This window comes from Collimonas sp. GW821-FHT07E08, assembly GCF_059418905.1.
On record NZ_JBWKQR010000012.1, the window covers coordinates 28,597 to 46,648 of the forward strand.

General features: G+C 61.3%; 16 protein-coding genes. 12 read left to right on the forward strand and 4 right to left on the reverse strand.

The genetic code is table 11. The features are described from left to right. Nucleotides 1-20: 20 nt before the first annotated feature. On the reverse strand, nt 21-944 hold the full coding sequence (locus tag AC07RZ_RS16445; protein WP_494668724.1) for a LysR family transcriptional regulator: 924 nt from the start codon (nt 942-944) through the stop codon (nt 21-23). Nucleotides 945-1,092: 148 nt separating this feature from the next. On the opposite strand from AC07RZ_RS16445, the gene AC07RZ_RS16450 reads away from it, so the two are divergent. From AC07RZ_RS16450 to AC07RZ_RS16495, 10 genes are all read left to right on the forward strand, one after another. Then, entirely contained in the window at nt 1,093-2,214 is a 1,122-nt protein-coding gene (locus AC07RZ_RS16450; protein WP_494668725.1) for a porin, read from the forward strand. Between the two features lie 52 nt (nt 2,215-2,266). Continuing rightward, nucleotides 2,267-3,298 carry an ABC transporter substrate-binding protein gene (locus tag AC07RZ_RS16455; protein WP_494668726.1) on the forward strand — a complete coding sequence of 344 codons (1,032 nt, stop codon included), beginning with the start codon at nt 2,267-2,269 and terminating at the stop codon, nt 3,296-3,298. Between the two features lie 22 nt (nt 3,299-3,320). Next, a complete protein-coding gene (locus tag AC07RZ_RS16460; protein ID WP_494668727.1) occupies nt 3,321-4,148 on the forward strand; it encodes an ABC transporter permease in 828 nt (275 codons plus the stop codon). Next, nucleotides 4,145-4,924: an ABC transporter permease gene (locus AC07RZ_RS16465; protein ID WP_144737987.1), complete on the forward strand. Its 780-nt coding sequence runs from the start codon at nt 4,145-4,147 to the stop codon at nt 4,922-4,924. The genes AC07RZ_RS16460 and AC07RZ_RS16465 overlap by 4 nt, the downstream gene beginning before the upstream one ends. A 7-nt stretch (nt 4,925-4,931) precedes the next feature. Continuing rightward, nucleotides 4,932-5,948: an ABC transporter ATP-binding protein gene (locus AC07RZ_RS16470; RefSeq protein ID WP_494668728.1), complete on the forward strand. Its 1,017-nt coding sequence runs from the start codon at nt 4,932-4,934 to the stop codon at nt 5,946-5,948. 44 nt (nt 5,949-5,992) lie between these two features. Further along, complete coding sequence (locus AC07RZ_RS16475) at nt 5,993-6,955, forward strand: nucleoside hydrolase (RefSeq protein ID WP_494668729.1); 963 nt, start codon at nt 5,993-5,995, stop codon at nt 6,953-6,955. Nucleotides 6,956-7,036: 81 nt separating this feature from the next. Beyond that, on the forward strand, nt 7,037-8,143 hold the full coding sequence (locus tag AC07RZ_RS16480; protein WP_494668869.1) for an adenosine deaminase family protein: 1,107 nt from the start codon (nt 7,037-7,039) through the stop codon (nt 8,141-8,143). 232 nt (nt 8,144-8,375) lie between these two features. Further along, nucleotides 8,376-10,526 (forward strand): carboxy terminal-processing peptidase, encoded by a 2,151-nt coding sequence (locus tag AC07RZ_RS16485; protein WP_494668730.1) that lies wholly within the window; start codon nt 8,376-8,378, stop codon nt 10,524-10,526. Nucleotides 10,527-10,643: 117 nt separating this feature from the next. Beyond that, nucleotides 10,644-11,126: a GNAT family N-acetyltransferase gene (locus tag AC07RZ_RS16490; protein WP_494668731.1), complete on the forward strand. Its 483-nt coding sequence runs from the start codon at nt 10,644-10,646 to the stop codon at nt 11,124-11,126. Nucleotides 11,127-11,309: 183 nt separating this feature from the next. Then, nucleotides 11,310-11,834 carry a DUF1993 domain-containing protein gene (locus AC07RZ_RS16495; protein WP_494668732.1) on the forward strand — a complete coding sequence of 175 codons (525 nt, stop codon included), beginning with the start codon at nt 11,310-11,312 and terminating at the stop codon, nt 11,832-11,834. Between the two features lie 98 nt (nt 11,835-11,932). Here AC07RZ_RS16495 and AC07RZ_RS16500 read toward each other — a convergent pair whose 3' ends face one another. The 3 genes from AC07RZ_RS16500 to AC07RZ_RS16510 form a co-directional block, all read right to left on the reverse strand. Beyond that, a complete protein-coding gene (locus AC07RZ_RS16500; RefSeq protein ID WP_494668733.1) occupies nt 11,933-12,709 on the reverse strand; it encodes a hypothetical protein in 777 nt (258 codons plus the stop codon). 149 nt (nt 12,710-12,858) lie between these two features. Further along, nucleotides 12,859-13,578 carry an acid phosphatase gene (locus tag AC07RZ_RS16505; RefSeq protein WP_494668734.1) on the reverse strand — a complete coding sequence of 240 codons (720 nt, stop codon included), beginning with the start codon at nt 13,576-13,578 and terminating at the stop codon, nt 12,859-12,861. 50 nt (nt 13,579-13,628) lie between these two features. Then, a complete protein-coding gene (locus AC07RZ_RS16510; RefSeq protein ID WP_494668735.1) occupies nt 13,629-15,794 on the reverse strand; it encodes a TonB-dependent receptor domain-containing protein in 2,166 nt (721 codons plus the stop codon). Nucleotides 15,795-16,032: 238 nt separating this feature from the next. On the opposite strand from AC07RZ_RS16510, the gene AC07RZ_RS16515 reads away from it, so the two are divergent. Continuing rightward, nucleotides 16,033-16,701 (forward strand): response regulator transcription factor, encoded by a 669-nt coding sequence (locus AC07RZ_RS16515; protein ID WP_092400122.1) that lies wholly within the window; start codon nt 16,033-16,035, stop codon nt 16,699-16,701. Further along, a complete protein-coding gene (locus AC07RZ_RS16520) occupies nt 16,691-18,001 on the forward strand; it encodes an ATP-binding protein (protein WP_494668736.1) in 1,311 nt (436 codons plus the stop codon). Before AC07RZ_RS16515 ends, AC07RZ_RS16520 begins: the two co-directional genes overlap by 11 nt. Nucleotides 18,002-18,052 lie beyond the last annotated feature (51 nt).

An 18,052-nucleotide genomic window follows, 5' to 3' on the forward strand; every position in this document is an offset into this window, starting at 1 on the left:
CCCGGCGCCGAAGGCATCGCTCAGAACCAGTGATTGGCCTGTTTCAGGTCGTTGCGTAGTTCTTTAAAGCAATGATCGGTCCATTTGCTGCGGCTGACTTCGTTCCTGCGCATCAGGATGATCTTCCGTTTCAGCGTCGGCGAGCGCAGCGGCGCCACATGCAGGCTGCTGTCTTTCAGGTAAGCGGTATACAGGCTGGGCATGATGCCCACCGCAATCCCGGAGCGCACGATGCCGTACAGCGATTCGCTGTGGACTACCTGGTACAGGCTGGACGGCGCCAGTTCATGCTGGCGCAGCGCGGCTGAAGCGAACTCCCAGATGCTGCCGGTAGTAAACATCACGATCTCTTCCCCCGCCATCTGGCGCCACTGCACTTCCTTGGCCGCGGCCAGCGGATGGCCGCGCGCCACGATCAGCACCAGCTCGTCCTCGAACAAAGTCACGGTTTCCAGCGCATCGGTCTGGGCCTGCTTGACGCCGACGCAGAAATCCAGCTCGCCCGTATGCAGGGCTTCCAGCAGCGCGTCGTTAGGCATGTCGCACAGCACGATCTCGATCTGGTCGCCGTAGCTCTTGCTATAGCGCGCCACCACGGCGGCGGTGAGCGTCATGGCGGAAGGAATGGTGCCGACGCGGATCCGGTGGCGGCCGCTGCCGATGGCGCGCTGGATGTCGCCGAACGTGTTGTTGGCGGTATTGAGCAAGTGTTTGGCGTACTCCAGCACCACCGCGCCTTGCCGGGTCAGTTCAATCTGGTGCGTGGTGCGGTCGAACAACTTGGTTCCGAGCTGGTTCTCCAGCTGCTTGATGGCCGCGCTCAGCGCCGGCTGGGTCACCGACAGTTCCTGGGCCGCCTTGCTGAAGCTGTTCTTGCCGGCCAGCTCCACAAAAGCCTGCAGATGGCGCAGGGTAACCTTGTTGTCGAGTTTGAGGATTGCCATGGTTATAAATTAAATTTATTAAATTATAAAAATAAACACATTATCTTATTCATCAACTTAACATATTCTCAGCCCAATGGATCAGGGAGTGATCATTTATATAGCAGCATGAAGCATGCAAGATTCAAATCAACGGGGAGAAGATGCGATGAAAAAGTGGATGATTGGGGTGCTGGCCGTGCCGGGGATATGCGCGGGGACGGCGCAGGCGCAGGTGACGCAGAACAAATTCGAGATATACGGTTTATTGTCGGGCGGCATCGGTTACCTGTCCAACGAAAACGGCAAGCACAACCTGGAAGCCGTCAGCGGCACCAACCAGAATCCGCGCATCGGCTTTCGCGGCCAGGAAGACCTGGGCGGCGGTTCGAAAGCGCTGTTCGCGCTGGAAAACGGCTTTAACCTGATGACCGGCACGGCGTCGCAAAGCGGCCGCCTGTTCGGCCGGCTGTCGTATGTCGGCCTGAGCAACGTCAATTCCGGCACCTTTACCATGGGCCGCCAGTACGAGGCGGTCAAGGATTACCTCGGCCCGGTGGTGATCGCCAGCAACGGCGTGCATATCGGCGACAACGATAACGGCTACAACAACCTGCGGGTGCAGAATTCGGTCAAGTACGTCAGCCCGACCATCGGCAACTTCAATCTCACGGCGGTGTACGGTTTCGGCGAAGTCGCCGGCGACGCCAGCGTCAACCGGGTATACAGCCTGGGCAGCGGCTACAAGAACGGCGATTTCAGCTGGGCCGTGGCCTACACCCAGTTCAACACGCCGAACAGCGCAAAAAGCCCGGACGGCGCCATCAGCAACGACTACGCCAGCCCGCTGCTGATATTCAACAAGAGCGCGGTCACCAAAAACACCGGCGTGAGCAAACAGCGCATTGCCGGCACCGGCGGCTTCTACAAGGTCGGCGCCACCGATTTCGGCGCCCTGTACACCAATGTGCGCTATAACTATCTGGACAATTCCAGCCTGACTCTGCAGAATTTCGACCTGAACCTGGTGCACCACCTGACGCCGATGCTGAACCTGGGCGCTTCGTATTTCTATACCACCGGCAAATACGATGTGATCGACAAGAAGCCGAGATGGCACCAGATCAACCTGCAGGCCGATTATTTCCTGTCGAAACGGACGGATGTGGCCATTACATACAGCTACCAGAAGGCGGTGGGCGATGCGACCCAGGCCACGATCTTCGGTTTTCCCTCCTCCAGCGACCGCCAGCAGTCGGTGCTGTTGCTGGGCATGCGCCACGTATTCTGAGCGCCTGGGCCGGCGGCGCGCTGCCGGCGGCCCTTCGATTTAAGGAAACCTTGTGAAAAACACTCTCCCATACCTGTTCGCCGGCGGCCTGGCCCTGCTGGCTGCCGGCGCTGCCCAGGCGGAAAAACGCACGCTGGTGATTTCAGCCTATCCGATCGCCCAGCCCTTGTTTGCCAAACATGTCTATGAACCGTTCAAGGCGCGCTGCGGCTGCGACATCGTGGTCGAGACCGGCAACAACGCCGACCGCATCGCCAAGCTCGAAGCGCACCGCGCCAGCCCGGTGATCGACCTGGTGCTGCTGTCGGATTTCGGCATGCTGGAAGCGGCCAACAAGGGCCTGGTGGCGCCGCTCGACTACGCCAAACTGAAAAACTACGGACAAATCTACAATTTCGCCAAGAATCCCATAGGCGGCAATTTTGCCGTCGGCTACACCATTTATTCGGTCGGCCTGGTGTATCGCAGCGACAAGGTCAGCGGCATCAAATCCTGGCAGGACCTTTGGCGCAGCGACCTCAAGGGCCGCATTTCGCTGCCGGACGTCAGCACCACCCAAGGCCCGCTGATGCTGCAGATGGCTGACCTGGCCTGGGGCGGAAAAGGCGACGACTACGCCACCGGCATGCAGAAAATCACCGCCATCAAAAACAATGTGGTGACATTCTCGAAAAACAGCGCCCAGCTGTCTTCCCTGTTCGCCCAGGATGAAATCTGGGCGGCGCCGGTGGCGCGCTTCACCTGGTCGCAGCTGCTGAAGACCGGCATGCCCCTGAAATGGGCCATCCCGGCCGAAGGGCAAGCCGCCGGGATGAATGTGATGGGCATCGTCAGCCAGTCGAAAAACGCCGACCTGGCCTACCAGCTGATCGACTTCTGGCTATCCAAGGAAGTGCAGACCGCGCTGGCGATGGACCTGGTCGACTCGCCGGTCAACCAGCAAGTGGTGCTGCCCAAGGACAAGGCCGAATTCAATACCTATGGCGCGGAACAGATACGCTCGCTGAAATTCGTCAAACCCGAGCTGATCCTGAAACAGCGCTCGAACTGGATCGCGCAGTGGAACAAGGCAATCAGCAAATAACTGCTGAAACGGGATATTTGCAATGCAAAAGAAACATGTAGGCATCTTGCTGGTGATGCCGGCCCTGGTCTTTACCCTGGCCTGCTTCCTGCTGCCGGTGCTGGCCCTGCTGCTGGAGGCGTTCCAGATCGACGGCGGCGCCTGGGGGCTGCAGCGCCTTGTCGCGTTTTTCGGCGATCCGCTGAACCGCCAGGTATTCCTGCGCACCTTGCGCATCGCGGTGCTGGTGACGCTGTCGACGGTGCTGCTGGGCTACCCGGCGGCGCAGGCGGCGGCCAGGGTGGCGCCGCGCTACCGCGGCCTGATGCTGGGCATGATGATCCTGCCGCTGATGGTGTCGCCGATTGCCCGCACCTACGCCTGGATCGTCCTGCTCGGCCGCAACGGCGCGGTCAATTCGGCCTTGCAGGCGCTGGGCCTGAGCGATGAGCCGCAGCGCCTGCTGTTCAGCGAACTGGCGGTGTATGTCGGCCTGCTGCAGCTGCTGCTGCCGCTGATGCTGATGTCGCTGGTCGGGGCGCTGGAAAACCTGCCGCGCGACGTCGCCCACGCTGCCGCCACGCTCGGCGCCAACGCCTGGCAAACCTTTTGCAAGGTGACGCTGCCGCTGACGCAGGAAGGCCTGATCGTCGGCGGCACCCTGGTGTTTACCGGCTGCGTCACCGCCTACGTCACGCCGGCGCTGCTGGGCGGTCCCAAGGTGCTGATGCTGGAAACGCTGCTCTACCAGAAAGTCAGCGTCGAAAGCGATTTCGGTTCCGCCAACGTGATCGCCGTGATCCTGGTGGTGATGACGCTGATGGTCAACGCCGGGTTAAAACGCATTTCTTCGAGCCGGAGCAAGGTATGAAAGAAGGACTCTTTTCGCGCTGCATGCTGTGGCTGGTGCTGCTGTTCCTGCTGGGGCCGTTCGCCATCGTGTTCATGGCCGGTTTCAGCGGCGGCGAAACGCTGGCGTTCCCGCCGCCGTCTTATTCGCTGCGCTGGATCTTCGAGGTGCTCGCCGCCGACGAATTCCGCCGCGCTTTCCTGACCAGCCTGCAGATCGGCCTGGTCGCCACCGCAGTTGCCCTGCTGCTGGGCACACCGGTAGCCTATGCCCTCTCGCGCACCCGATTGCCGGCGATGGCGGCCATCAAGCAGGTCCTGACTTCGCCGCTGATCATCCCCGGCATGATCGTCGGCCTCGGCCTGATGCGCTATGTAGTGCTGCAGATCCATGCGCCGGTATTCGCCGGCCTGCTGATCGGCCATATCGCGCTGCTGATCCCGTACGCGGTGCGGGTGGTCTACGCCAGCCTGGTCAACCTGCGGGTCGATATCGAAGACGCCGCCGTGATGCTGGGCGCGTCCCGCCTGCGCAGTTTTTTCATGGTGGTGCTGCCGAATATCCGCGGCGCCGTGATCGCCGCCTTTTTCCTGGCCTTCGTCACCTCGTTCAACCAGGTGCCGGTATCGCTGTTCCTGACCGGCCCTGGCATCAGCACCTTGCCGATAGAAATGCTGGGCCATATGGAAAACACCTTCGATCCCTCGATTGCCGCCCTGTCGACCTTGCTGGTCTTGTTCACGATGGCGTTCGTGCTCGTCACCGAGCGCGTGCTGGGCATTTCAAAATACATGTGAGAACACCATGAGCTACCTACAACTGCAGCAGCTGAGCAGCGGCTACGGCAACAACAAGGCCGCCGTCAACCAGCTGGACCTGGAAGTCGAACAAGGCGAACTGATATCGCTGCTGGGCCCCAGCGGCTGCGGCAAGACCACCACCATGCGCGCAATCGCCGGCCTGCTCGAGCTGCAGCACGGCCGCATCGTGCTGGACGGCGAAGACATCGGCAAGAAGCCGCCCAACAAGCGCAACATCGGCATGGTGTTCCAGTCCTACGCCTTGTTTCCGCACCTGAACGTGTGGGACAACATCGCTTTCGGCCTGCGCTTGCGCAAGGTGCCGCAGGCAATCCTCAGGCAGAAAGTGGAAGCAGTGATCGCAGCCGTCGGCCTGAGCGGTTTTGAAAGCCGTTTGCCGACGCAGATGTCCGGCGGCCAGCAGCAGCGCGTGGCGCTGGCGCGGGCGGTGGTGATCGAACCCAAGCTGCTGTTGCTGGACGAACCGCTGTCCAACCTGGATGCCAAGCTGCGCGTGCAGATGCGCGCCGAGCTGCGGCGCATCCAGCGCGAGCTCGGCATCACCATGCTGTACGTCACCCACGACCAGGAAGAAGCGCTGGCGCTGTCGGACCGGATCGTGGTGATGAACGGCGGCAAGATCGAGCAGCTGGACATTCCGGAAACCATCTTCAACGCGCCGCGCACGCGCTTCGTCGCCAATTTCATGGGTTTTGAAAACCTGTTCGAGTACCGCGACGGCCGCTTGCACCACGAAGCGCACAGCCTGCCGTTCGGCGACAGCGTGCCCGGCGACACCACTTGCATCGGCTGGCGCCCTGACCGCATCCAGGTCGGCGCCGGCCAGCACAGCGGCACCGTGCTGTCGCGCGGTTTCCTGGGCGACACGGTGGAATACGTATTGCAGACCGCGATCGGCCCGGTCAAGGGGCTGGCCGCGGTCGGCGCTTCGATCTGGCGCGAGGGCGACCAGGTCAGCTTTGCGCTGTCCGCCAAAGACGCCCTGTTCCTGAACCAATGATGCAAATGACCCGGCGGCAAACCGAACCAAATGGAGTCCATGCTATGCGTAAAATCTGGCTAGATACCGATCCCGGCTTCGACGACTGGCTGACCATGCTGCTGCTGTCGGCCAATCCCTGGCTGGAATGGCTGGGCGTCAGCGTCGCGGCCGGCAACGCGCCGCTGGACGTGACTTACGACAATGCGCTGCGCATCAAGGCGCACTACGGCCTGGACGTGCCGGTCTACCGCGGCTGCGCGGAACCGCTCAACGGCCGGCAGGAAACCGCCCAGTGCATCCTCGGCCAAGCCGGCATGCGCACCACCGGCGCCAGCCTGCCGCCGGTGGCTGCGGTGGCGCCCGACGCGGTGGCGCCCAACGCAACGGCGCCCGACCTGCATGCATGCGACGCCTTGATCGCGGCGATACGCCGGCATCCCGGAGAAATCACGCTGCTGGCGATCGCACCGTTGACCAATGTCGCGACAGCCCTGCTGCGCGCGCCCGATATCGCCGCGCAGATCAAGGAAATCATCCTGATGGGCGGCTCTACCGACCAGGGCAACCACACCGCTGCCGCCGAATTCAATATCTATGCCGATCCGGAAGCCGCCGATGTCGTATTCCGCAGCGGCGTGCCGTTGCGCATGTTCGGCCTCAACCTGTGCCGGCAGCTGGCGGTGACCGGCGCCGAGGTAGCGCAAGTCAGGGAGGTCGGCACGCAGCGCAGCGACTGGCTGGCGGGTTACCTGGAAGGCTACCTGCGCATCCGCAGCGCGGACGGCAGCGTGCCGATGCCGATGTACGACCCGGTGGTCGCCCTGTACCTGCGCTGGCCCGAGCTGTTTGAATTCAAGCCGGCGCACGTCGTCATCGAACTGAACGGTCGCTTCACGCGCGGCATGACGGTCTGCGAATTCCGCGTGCCGCAACGCGCCGCCGCCAACGTCGAGATCGCGATGGCCGCCAATGGCTGGCTGGCCATGCAGCACCTGATGGAAGATTTGCTGCCGGCCATATCCTGAACCGGCGCCTCCCGCGCGCATGTCATTTTTCAAACGAAACAAACGAATCACCATGAACAAATTTTTATCGTTTCCCGCCGGCTGCGCCGGACGCCCTGTCTCATGAGCCAGATCAAACGGGGCGTGGACATACCCGATGCGCCGCGCCTGGAGCAATTCCTGCGCGCCATTCCCAAGGTCGAGCTGCATTGCCACCTGTACGGCACGGTGCGCAAGCAAACCTTCATCGAGCTGGCCGCCAAGGTCGGCAACGTTGTCAGCCGCGAGGAAATCGAGGCTTTCTATACCCGCGGCGAAAAACCGGTCGGCGTGCTGCGGGTGCTGCGCGCACTCGACGCCCACCTGATCGTCAGCCCGGCAGACCTGCATCGGATCACCTACGAATACCTGCAGGACGCCGGCCGGCATGGCGTGCGCTACGCCGAATTCTTCTGGAATCCGACCGGCACCGTGCACGTCTCGCAGATCGGCTATGCCGCGGCCCAGGATGCGATTGTCGCGGCGATCCGCGATGCCCTGCACGATTTCGGCGTCGTCGGCCGCCTGGTGCCCAGCATAGACCGCGAGGCCGATCCGGCGGCGGCGGTGGAAATGGTGGAATGGATGTGCGCCCACCGGCGCGACGAGGTGATCGGCATCGGCATCGATTACCGCGAAAACGACCGGCCGCCGGAACTGTTCTGGAAGGCTTACCGCGACGCCCGCCAGGCCGGCTTCAAGACCACCGCGCACGCCGGCGAATTCGGCATGCCATGGGTCAATGTCGAAAGCGCGCTGGAGCTGCTCAAGGTCGACCGCATCGACCACGGCTACACCGTGATCGACAATCCCGAACTGGTGCAGCGCTGCATAGAGCAAGACGTGATCTTCACGGTGGTACCGACCAACTCCTATTATTTGCGGGCGCTGGCGCCGGAGCGCTGGCACCTCGACCACCCTATCCGCGAAATGGTGCGGCAGGGACTGCGCGTACATCCGAATACCGACGACCCCACCTTGCACAATGTCACGCCGACCCAGGCCTGGCTGATGATGCTGCAGTTCGGCCTCGACCTCGACGCGCTGCGGGCATGCCTGCTGAACGGCCTCGACGGCGCCTGGATCGACGCGGCCACGCGCAGCGGCTGGCGCAGCCAGTGGAGCGCCGAGTTCGATACCTTGCGCAGCCAGCTGGCGCCTGCGCCCTGATTCAAGCGGTGTTCTGAGTTGCCATTGGGGAAAATTAATGGCGCAACAAGCCGGGAAAGCCTGATTTAAGCAAGCTTTAAGTAAAGCCAAGTAGAATTACTTAATCTGAACGCTTGCCCGGCGTGCGGGTCGAATTGCACAGCGCCGGCCTCCGGCGGCCATGCCCGATGTGGCGGGCAAGGACGATGCCCTTGCCGCTCAAATCAACACCGAACATCGAATTGAAGGTTATATGCGCTTAAAAAACAGTCTGTTATGTGTCATCCTGGCAATTTCGACCGCTGCCCACGCGCTGGAATCAGGGCCGCCGCCGGTCCTGTCGCCATTGCAGCAGCAAGCGCAGGCGGCGCACCTGAGCGCGCAGTTCCTGACACGCTTCCATTACAAGCCGGTGCCGCTGGACGACACTTTGTCGGCCAAGGTCATCAATCGTTACATCAAGTCGCTCGATCCCGAAAAGTTCTTTTTCGTGCAGGCCGACATTGACCAGTTCACCGCCGAGAACACCAAGCTGGACGACGCCATCTACCATGAAGACCTGCGCATCCCTTTTTCCATTTTCAACCTGTACCAGCAGCGCATCGTCGAACGCCTGACGTATGCGCGCGAGCTGCTCAAGCAGGGGTTCGACTTCAGCCAGAAAGAAGACTACTCCTTCGTCCGCGACAAGGAACCTTGGCCGAAATCCGAAGCCGAGAGCCGTGACCTGTGGCGCAAGCGCGTCAAGAACGACTGGCTGCGCCTGAAGCTGGCCGGCAAGAAGGACCAGGCGATCCGCGACACGCTCGGCAAACGCTACGAAAATTCCCTGGCGCGCGCCTACAAGTACAAGAGCGACGACGTGTTCCAGATTTTCATGAACGCCTATGCGACATCGATTGAACCGCATACCGACTACCTCGGCACCAGCGCGGCGGCCGATTTCGATATCTCCATGAAGCTTTCGCTGGTCGGCATCGGCGCAGTGCTGCAGGAAAGGGACGACTACACCACCATCCGCGAGCTGGTGGCGGGCGGCCCGGCGCAATTGTCCGGCAAGCTTGCCGTCGGCGACCGGATTGTCGGCGTCGCGCAAGGCGACAAGGGCGCCATGACCGACGTGGTCGGCACCCGCATCGACGATGTGGTCAAGCAGATCCGCGGCGCCAAGGACACGGTGGTGCGGCTCGACATATTGCCGGCCGACGCCGGCCCGGACGGCAAGCACAAGCTGATCAGCCTGGTGCGCAACAAGATCAGCCTGGAGCAGCAGGCCGCCAAGAAAACCATCCTGACGATCAAGAACGGCGATACTGCCCGCAAGGTCGGCGTGATTACCCTGCCAGCGTTCTACGAGGATTTCGAAGGCCGGCGCAAGGGCGACAAGAATTTCCGCAGCGCCAGCCGCGACGTCGCGGCGCTCCTGGCCGAACTGAAAAAAGAGAAGGTCGACAGCGTCCTGATGGATCTGCGCAATAACGGCGGCGGTTCGCTGACCGAAGCAGTCGACCTGACCGGCCTGTTTGTCGGCAAGGGCCCGATCGTCCAGCAGCGCAATGCGCGCGGCGATGTCAACGTCGAGGGCGACGATATTCCTGCGCCGGCATGGACCGGTCCGCTGGCGGTGCTGATCAACCGCGGTTCGGCCTCCGCCTCGGAAATCTTTGCGGCGGCGATCCAGGACTATGGCCGCGGCGTCATCATCGGCGAAGGCAGTTTCGGCAAGGGCACGGTGCAAACCATGGTCAACCTCGACGAGCTGTCGCACAACGACAAGCCGAAATTCGGCGAACTGAAGATGACCATCGCCCAGTTTTTCCGCATCAACGGCGGCACCACCCAGCTGCGCGGCGTGACCCCGGACATCAGCCTGCCAGGTTTCTCGGATCCCGAAAGTTTTGGCGAATCGAGCTACGACAACGCCTTGCCATGGTCGCAGGTCAAGGCAGCCGACTACACGCCTGTCGGCGACGTCAAGGGCCTGCTGCCGCAGATCCAGAGCCGGCACGATATGCGGGTCGAAAAGGACAAGGACTTCCAGCGCTTCCAGGAAGACGTGGCTGAGCTGAATACGCTGCGCAAGAAGCGCGTCATCTCGCTCAACGAAACCGACCGCCGCAATGAAATGAACCAGCAGGAAGCCCGCCTCAAGGCGCGCGCCAAGGCTGGCGACAGCGACAGCAAGGACAAGGACGCTGCCGATGCGGCCGACCTCAACCGCCAGGACGACGGCCTGCAAGCCAACGAACGCAGCTTGAGCTCCGAGCTGGCGGCAGAGAAGGCGCAAAAAAGCGCCAAGGACGTATTGCTGAACGAAGCCGCGAAAATCCTCGGCGACACCTCGGACCTGCTCAAGGCCAATCCGAAATTCGCGATGCAGCCGGCCAGCGGCAAGGACAAGTGACCGGTCCTGCCGCGCCTTGGCCGTGCCGGCGGCGCGAGCCAGCGATCAACGCATGATGTAAAGTAAAAGACAGGCGCTTGCCTGTCTTTTTTTACTTCCGCCATGGACCGCTTGAAAATGATCACCATCAGCCCCTATTCAGAACCATATCGCGACGGCGTAATCGCGCTGATCCTGCCGATCCAGCAGACCGAATTCGGCTTCGCAATCACTTTGCGGGAACAGCCCGACCTGCTGGATATCCCCAATTTCTACCAGAGCGGCCACGGCAATTTCTGGATCGCCCGGGCCGGCGAGGAAGTGGTCGGCAGCATATCGCTGAAGGATATCGGCAACGCCCAGGGCGCGCTGCGCAAGATGTTCGTCAAGGCGCCATTCCGCGGCCGCGAGCATCAGGTCGCCCATCGCCTGTTGCAAGAGCTGCTCAGCTGGTCGCGCCGGCAAGGATTGCGGCAGGTGTTCCTGGGCACGACGGCAGCCTTCCTGGCCGCACATCGTTTCTATGAAAAGAACGGCTTTGCCGAGATCGACGCCAGCGGCCTGCCGCCGGCTTTCCCACGCATGGGGCTCGACACCAGGTTCTATCGCCTCGACCTGTAGTTTCGGCCAGGCCGCAGCACCAGGAAATCGACGAAGGTACGCAGCTTGGCGGTGAACCTGGCATCCCGGATCCGCACCAAGTGGACCGGGCGCGCGGGCGGTTCCCTGGCTGGCATGCAGCATCAGACCAAAACGGATAGGATGATGCTCCCGGCTTGATGCCCATCCTTCCAGGAGTCCGACATGCAGTCCTTATCGATGTACCAAATTTCCGTTCCGGTGTTCGTGCGTGGCTTGGGCGTGCTCGCCGGCTACCTGGAGAAAGCCGAGGCCCACGCCAAGGCCGGCAACACCGACCCCGCAGAGATGGTCAACGCCAGGCTGGCGCCGGACATGCTGCCGCTGGCAGGACAGATCCAGCGCGCCAGCGACACCTCGAAAAATGCAATCGGCCGGCTGTCGGCGGTCCAGCCGCCGCGCTTTGAAGACAACGAGACGACATTCGCCGAGTTGCAAGAACGGATTGCCAAGACAATCGCATTCCTGGAAAGCGTACAGCCGGACGATTTGCAAGAAAGCGCAACACATCCGGTAACGTTAACCTTCGGCAAGTTCAAAACCACCCTGCAAGGCGACGCCTACCTGCTGACGTTCACCCTGCCGAATTTTTTCTTCCACATAGCCACCACCCACGCCATCCTGCGCAACAAAGGCGTAGCCGTAGGAAAACTCGACTACCTAGGCCACTTCGACATAGAACCGGCCTAACAGAAATTAATTAGGGTCAGAGTCGAATTAACTTAGCAATAATTAATTAGGGTCAGAGTTGAATTAATTTTTAAGAATTAATTCAACTCTGACCCTAATTAATGGGTGATGGGTCCGTGGAGGATGTCGATGCCGACGTGGCACAGTTCCTTCTCTTGCGTCCGTCTTTGCAAGGCGTGCAAGATCGCCAGGCTGTTGGCTTCTTGCTCGACCGGCTGGATCCTGGTCCTTGCGATTTCCTGGTAAAGATCTTCGATCTCGGCGACGGCGCGTTCATTGCGAGGGCTCGGCTCGAATACGCTCAGACCCTTGTCGAAGATGCTGCGATCGTCTATCCACTCGTGGATCACCGTCTCGGCCAGGGTTGCGGTCAGGATTTCTTTTGCCAAGGCCCGGGCCGGGCTGGCTTCGGTATCCGCGGCGGCGCCAAAGGCGCTGATGGCCTGGACTTCCACCACCAGTATGCGCAACGCGGGATTGAACAGCCGCGCTGCTTCGATGCGCTCGACCAGCGCCTGCCGGTTGCAAGCCTGGCGGGAATGGACCGGGATCACCAGCACGTCGGTGGCGACCAGCGCCGCGTTGGCATTGCGCGCGTTGCTGCCGTCAGTATCGACGATGGTTTCCGGATAATGGTTGCGATAATAGGACGCCGGATTTTCCAGGTCCGATTCCAGGTCTGCGCTGCCGCGCACGGTGATCTTCGGCTTGCCGCCCGCGGCCCGGCGCCGCGCATCCCAGCCCAATGCATACTGCAGCGCAGTGGCGTCTGTCAGCAGCACCCGGCGCCGGTTCCGCGCGCAATGGGCCGCCAGGTTGAGCGCAATGATCGAGCGTTTGGCAAACTCGTCTTCGCTGAAAACCGTGATGATCATGATAAGGCTCGCATGCTGTCTCTGATGACTTCAGTCTAGAGAAACGCGCATAAAGATATCGTAAAAATACGGGCCGAACATATAAACGAGGGCTAAAAAAAACCAATCCCGGGGGATTGGTTTTTTGAAATCCGGGGATTCGCTTGCGGTTACCTGTTGTCAGTCGGATCGGCCCCCAGTTCCAGCACGCCGCGCAGCTCTTTCTTGGCGGCGTCGAACGCGCTGTTGAAATCGTCGCGCGCCTGCAGCCTGGCGGCGATCACGGTGCCTGTGATGCGGCCGGTTTCAATGTCGGAACGGTAGTGCACGCCGCCGACGATGCGGTTGTTGGCATATTCGGCGGCGCGCGCCATGATCTCGGCGCGTTTTTCCGGCACCATGTTAGACAAGACGATGCCCATCAGGGTACCGGCCGTGGCATGGCCGGACGGATAGGCGCCGGAGCGCGACAGTTTGACGACAGGCTTGACCAGGTCGCTGTACATGAATGGACGCGGACGCTTCCAGACATCCTTGTAGGTATCGACCACGGCGCCTTCGGAATCAACCACGCGCTGGAAGAACGCGGCGAACAGCGGCAGCCGGTCGCGTTTGAATTTCACGCCCATGACGTCGGCAAAACGCCAGATGTCTTCCGTGGCGTCGGCTTGCGAACGCGCCACCATTTCCGGCGTGCGCGCGGCTTGCAGGGCGAGGATTTCGCTCAGCTCAGCCTTGGTTTGCAGCGAATCGTTGGCGGGCGGCGGCGGCAGCAGCTTGACCAGGTCGATTTCTTTCGACGTGATGAATGGATTTTCCTCGCGCGCCAGCACCGGGCCGGCGCAGGCGACAAAGGACAGGAGCAGCAGGGAAGCAATGAATTTACGCATGGACAGTACTTTCAAATAAAAAAACAGGGAGCGGCGCTCCCGCTCGTTGTCTAGAAATCCAGGTTCAGCGTCAGCGACATGCTGCGCGCCGGCAGCAGCGTCAGCACGTCGCCCGGCGCCGGCGCCGAGGTGGCGGTGCTGGCCGGATTGACGCCGACGACGCTGTGCTTGTCGAACAGGTTATTGACGCCGAACTGGATCTTGGCCTGCTTGATGAATTGGGTTGGACGCTTGATCGTGTAGTTGACGAACAGGTTCGAGATCGTGAACGGGCTGATCTTGACCGCCTGGTGCACGCTGCCGTTATCGTTATACATGGTGCCGACCCGCTTGTTGAGCCAGCCGATATCCCAGCCGCCGCGGTTGTAGTTCAGGCCCAGCGTTTCGGTATCGCTAGGCGCGCCGGCGATCCACTGGCCATTGGCGAACTTGGCGGTGCCGTAGGTGGCGTTGGCGTACAGGCTGAAGCCGGCGCCCAGCACCAGGTTGCCTTCGGCTTCGACGCCCTGGGTGGTGGAGCCGCCGTTGGCGAAGAAAGTGGTGTTGCCGGCGTTGTCGGTGAACGATGAATAGGCGTTATCGAATTTGATGTGATAAGCGTCAATGTCGAACGTGAAGCCGTCAGATTTCCAGACCGAGCCGACCTGGAAAGTCTTGCTCTTGATCGACGACGGCAAGGCCGTGACGTTAGCGTTCTTGACGTCGAACACGCTGCTCGGAGGAATTTCGTCGCCGACGACATACTGGCCGTAGACCGACCAGTTCGGCTGCAGCATGTAGTGCACGTCAATCGACGGCAACACGGTGTTATAGGTCACCGCGTGCTGGACGCTAGGCTTGCCGCCCAGGTTGCCGACGGTCTTGCCGTTGTCGGCGTACTGGGTCAGGTCCTGGCGGTAAGACGAATACTTCACGCCTGGCGTGATTTTCAAGTCCTTGGCGACCTGGAATTCATATTCGACGAACGGCTGCAGGGTCGTGGTCTTGAAGCGTTCATGGAAATTCGGCAGCGCGGCGTCGACCCAGGTGCGCGGATCGGACGGGATCTGGTAGCGGTTGGTGTCGGCGTTTTCCGCCCACAGCCCGGTGCGCAGGACGCCGAAGCTCGATTCCTGGCTCAGGCGCAGCAGGTTGCCGTAGGTGCGGTAGCTGTTGAGCTTGTCGGTAGCGCTGGTGGCTGTGATGGTGCTGCCGTTGTAGTTTTGCTGGTTGTGATAAGCGTAGGTGTACAGCTTGTCGTCCAGCTTCCAGCCGCCGCCCAGGTCGGAGCTGAGGCCGGCATATTCGAAATCCGAAGTCACATGGTAGAAGTTGTAGCCCCAGTAGTTGGCTTGCTTCGGATCGTTGCTGAGCAGGTAGTCGTCGCCGAACTGCGCGATCTGGGCGCGGGTCGCGCCCTTGGTGTTGGGCGTATTGGCTTTCAGGTCGATATAGGAACCGAACAGGGTCAGCGCCGTGCTGCTGCTGATCGCATATTGATATTTGAGCGACACCGCATCACGAGTTTGCTTGTTGTAGCTTTGGTAGCCGTTCGATGTCATCTGGTGCGCGTTGACCAGCAGGTTGGAAGCGCCGTCGGCGCCGAACTGCCCGCTTTCAACCTCGGCGCCGTAGATCTTGGTGTTGAACGAACCGTAGGAATCGAACACGCTGATGCGCTGTTCCGGCTCCAGGTTGCGCGACAGCAGGTTGACCGAGCCGCCGAAGTTGGCCGGGCCGATGGTGGCGGCCGAGCCGGGGCTGCGGTCGATCACCGCGCCGCCCAGGAACTGGCTGGGGAAAAAAGCCCAGGTGTGGTGCGAAGGACTGTTGGTGTCCTGGAACGGGATGCCGTCGAAGCTGATCGTATAGTCGCCGTCGGAAAAGCCGCGGAAGAAAGTCTTGGTATCGCCCAGGCCGACGCCGTTCGGGCTGTAGCTGTACATGCCCGGCGTCATCTGCAGCACCTGGCTGAAATCGGCCACCGGCGAGGTCAGGTTGCGGATGAATTCATCGCTCACTATCGATTGCGCCGAACGGGCCGTCAGCGAACCCTGCGACAACGCGGTCTTGGCTGCGGTAGCTGCCTTGCCGGTCACTTCAACGATGGCGGCATCGCCGCCGGCGCCGGCGTCGACGTCGGCTGCTTGCTGTGCGGCGGCCATCATCGGCGCCGCCATGCATACTAACGCGTACAAGACCTGCTGGGTGCCTGGCTTCAAACTTGGGCGCTTCATTTCCATGTTTCCTTTTTAGAATCGTTGTCGCAAAAAAATCGAAAGAAATTGTCCGGCGAATGGCTTGCTGCCTGTATCTGCAGCCGTCAGCCGTAGTTCGGGGCGAAGCATAAGCTTTGAAAATTAAGCGAAAATGAGCTGTGCGGAATCTGTCTGATTTACGTCAACCTGCGCCGCATTTCACGCGCTGGTCATAATCGGCTGCTATCTTCAAGGGTCGACCAAGGCGGGTAACCCGATGCGCTTACTTCTGATTGAAGACGACTACATGCTGGGCAACAGCATCCGCAAGGGGTTCTATCCCTACGGCTTCACCGTCGACTGGACCCAGGACGGGATTGCCGCCGAAGCCGCGCTGGCCGCCGAGTCTTATTCCGCGGTGCTGCTGGACCTGGGCCTGCCGCGCAAATCGGGACTGGAAGTACTGAAAAAAATGCGCTCCGGCAGCAACAGCACGCCGGTCATCATCCTGTCGGCCAGCGACCGCGTGCTGAACCGGATCGAAGGACTGGACGCCGGCGCCGACGACTACCTGAGCAAACCGTTCGACCTGGATGAACTGGCAGCCCGCATACGCGCCTTGCTGCGCCGTAGCGGCGGCCGCACCAGCCCGTTGCTGGTGCACGGCGACATCCATTTCGACCCGGCCAGCAATACCGTCGCTTACAAAGGAAAAAACATTGCCTTGAGCAGCCGCGAACTGATGGTGCTGGCGGCATTGATCGAAAAGCCGGGCGCGGTGCTGTCGCGCGCGCAGCTGGTCGACAAGGTGTATGGCTGGAACGATGAAGTGGAGAGCAACACCATCGAGGTGCATATCCACGCATTGCGGAAAAAACTGGCGCCGGGCGTGATCCGCAACATCCGCGGCCTGGGCTACATGCTCGAGAGCGCGTGTGTCGATTAGAAACCGCCTGCTGTTCTGGCTGTTGTCCGGGCTGGCTATCCTGGGCGCATGTTTTGTGCTGGCCGACTACCTGATCGACCGCGCCCTGCTGGCCGATATCTACGACGACCAGATGAGCCAGATCGCCTCCGCCATTCCAGTGCATTTCAGCGGCAACGACCTGGCCGCCAACGAACCGGCGCTGAAATACGACGGCGACGACAGCATCCTGCAGATCTGGGACCAGAACGGCAAGCTCAGCTACAGCTCGCACCAGGCTATCGTCCTGCCGCGCTTTTCAACACCCGGCTTCAGCGAAATAACCTGGCGCGGCAGCGAATGGAAACTGTTCATTCGCAAGACCGACCGCAACCTGATCCAGGTAGCGCAATCGCTCAGCGGCAGGCGCAACATCGCCGTCGAGCACGCACTGCGTTCACTGATACCGCTGCTGATTTTTTTACTGATCATGGGCTTGCTGATCCATTGGAGCGTCGGCACCGGCCTGCAATCGCTGACCCGCCTGTCGCAGGAGCTGGCCAAGCGCACTCCCGACAAGCTGGGCCGGCTGGCCACGCAAGACCAGCCGGCTGAAATCAAGCCGCTGACGCATGCGCTCGATACCTTGCTGCAGCGCCTGGGCGTCGCCCTCGAAGGCCAGAAAAAATTCATCGCCGACGCCTCGCACGAATTGCGCACTCCCCTGGCCACCCTGCAGATCCAGACTCAGCTGGTGGAACAGTCGCTCGGCAGCGGGCGCGAAGCCCGCGCGCTGGCGGACCTGAAGGCCGGGGTCAAGCGCACCAGCCACCTGGTCGAACAATTGCTGATGGTGTCGCGCCTGGAGTCGGGCGGCATCCATGATCCGCACACCCGCCTGCAGCTGCACGAGATTGCGCGCGAGGTGACCATCGACCTGATCCCCTATGCCAACACGCGCAAAATCAACCTCGGCGTCGAGCAGCTGGATGCCGGGCACATCATGGGATCCGAGCATCATTTGCACATCCTGCTGCGCAACCTGATCGACAACGCGGTGCGCTACACCCCCAGCGGCGGCCAGGTCGACGTCACCATCCGCGCCAGCCAGGACGACATCCTGCTGGAAATAGAAGACAGCGGGCCTGGCATTCCTGCGGATGAACGGGAGCGCGTGTTTGACCGTTTCTACCGCTGCCTGGTGCCGCAGGCCACCGGCAGCGGCCTCGGCCTGGCCATCGTCAAGCAGGTGGCCGAGCTGCACCAGGCGGAAGTGAGGCTGGGCCAGGCGCCGCGGCTGGCCGGCCTGAAAGCCAGCGTGATCTTCAAAAGAGCTGCATAGGGCGCAGCAAAAATTCCTGTTGACCTCAAGTTTACTTTAACTTGCATACTG

Coding starts and splice junctions, on each gene's coding strand:
- AC07RZ_RS16460 (WP_494668727.1), top strand. CDS start 3,321: ATGCAAAAGAAACATGTAGGCATCTTGCTGGTGATGCCGGCCCTGGTC.
- AC07RZ_RS16485 (WP_494668730.1), top strand. CDS start 8,376: ATGCGCTTAAAAAACAGTCTGTTATGTGTCATCCTGGCAATTTCGACC.
- AC07RZ_RS16515 (WP_092400122.1), top strand. CDS start 16,033: ATGCGCTTACTTCTGATTGAAGACGACTACATGCTGGGCAACAGCATC.
- AC07RZ_RS16505 (WP_494668734.1), bottom strand. CDS start 13,578: ATGCGTAAATTCATTGCTTCCCTGCTGCTCCTGTCCTTTGTCGCCTGC.
- AC07RZ_RS16465 (WP_144737987.1), top strand. CDS start 4,145: ATGAAAGAAGGACTCTTTTCGCGCTGCATGCTGTGGCTGGTGCTGCTG.
- AC07RZ_RS16490 (WP_494668731.1), top strand. CDS start 10,644: ATGATCACCATCAGCCCCTATTCAGAACCATATCGCGACGGCGTAATC.
- AC07RZ_RS16475 (WP_494668729.1), top strand. CDS start 5,993: ATGCGTAAAATCTGGCTAGATACCGATCCCGGCTTCGACGACTGGCTG.
- AC07RZ_RS16500 (WP_494668733.1), bottom strand. CDS start 12,709: ATGATCATCACGGTTTTCAGCGAAGACGAGTTTGCCAAACGCTCGATC.
- AC07RZ_RS16510 (WP_494668735.1), bottom strand. CDS start 15,794: ATGAAGCGCCCAAGTTTGAAGCCAGGCACCCAGCAGGTCTTGTACGCG.
- AC07RZ_RS16445 (WP_494668724.1), bottom strand. CDS start 944: ATGGCAATCCTCAAACTCGACAACAAGGTTACCCTGCGCCATCTGCAG.
- AC07RZ_RS16470 (WP_494668728.1), top strand. CDS start 4,932: ATGAGCTACCTACAACTGCAGCAGCTGAGCAGCGGCTACGGCAACAAC.
- AC07RZ_RS16495 (WP_494668732.1), top strand. CDS start 11,310: ATGCAGTCCTTATCGATGTACCAAATTTCCGTTCCGGTGTTCGTGCGT.
- AC07RZ_RS16450 (WP_494668725.1), top strand. CDS start 1,093: ATGAAAAAGTGGATGATTGGGGTGCTGGCCGTGCCGGGGATATGCGCG.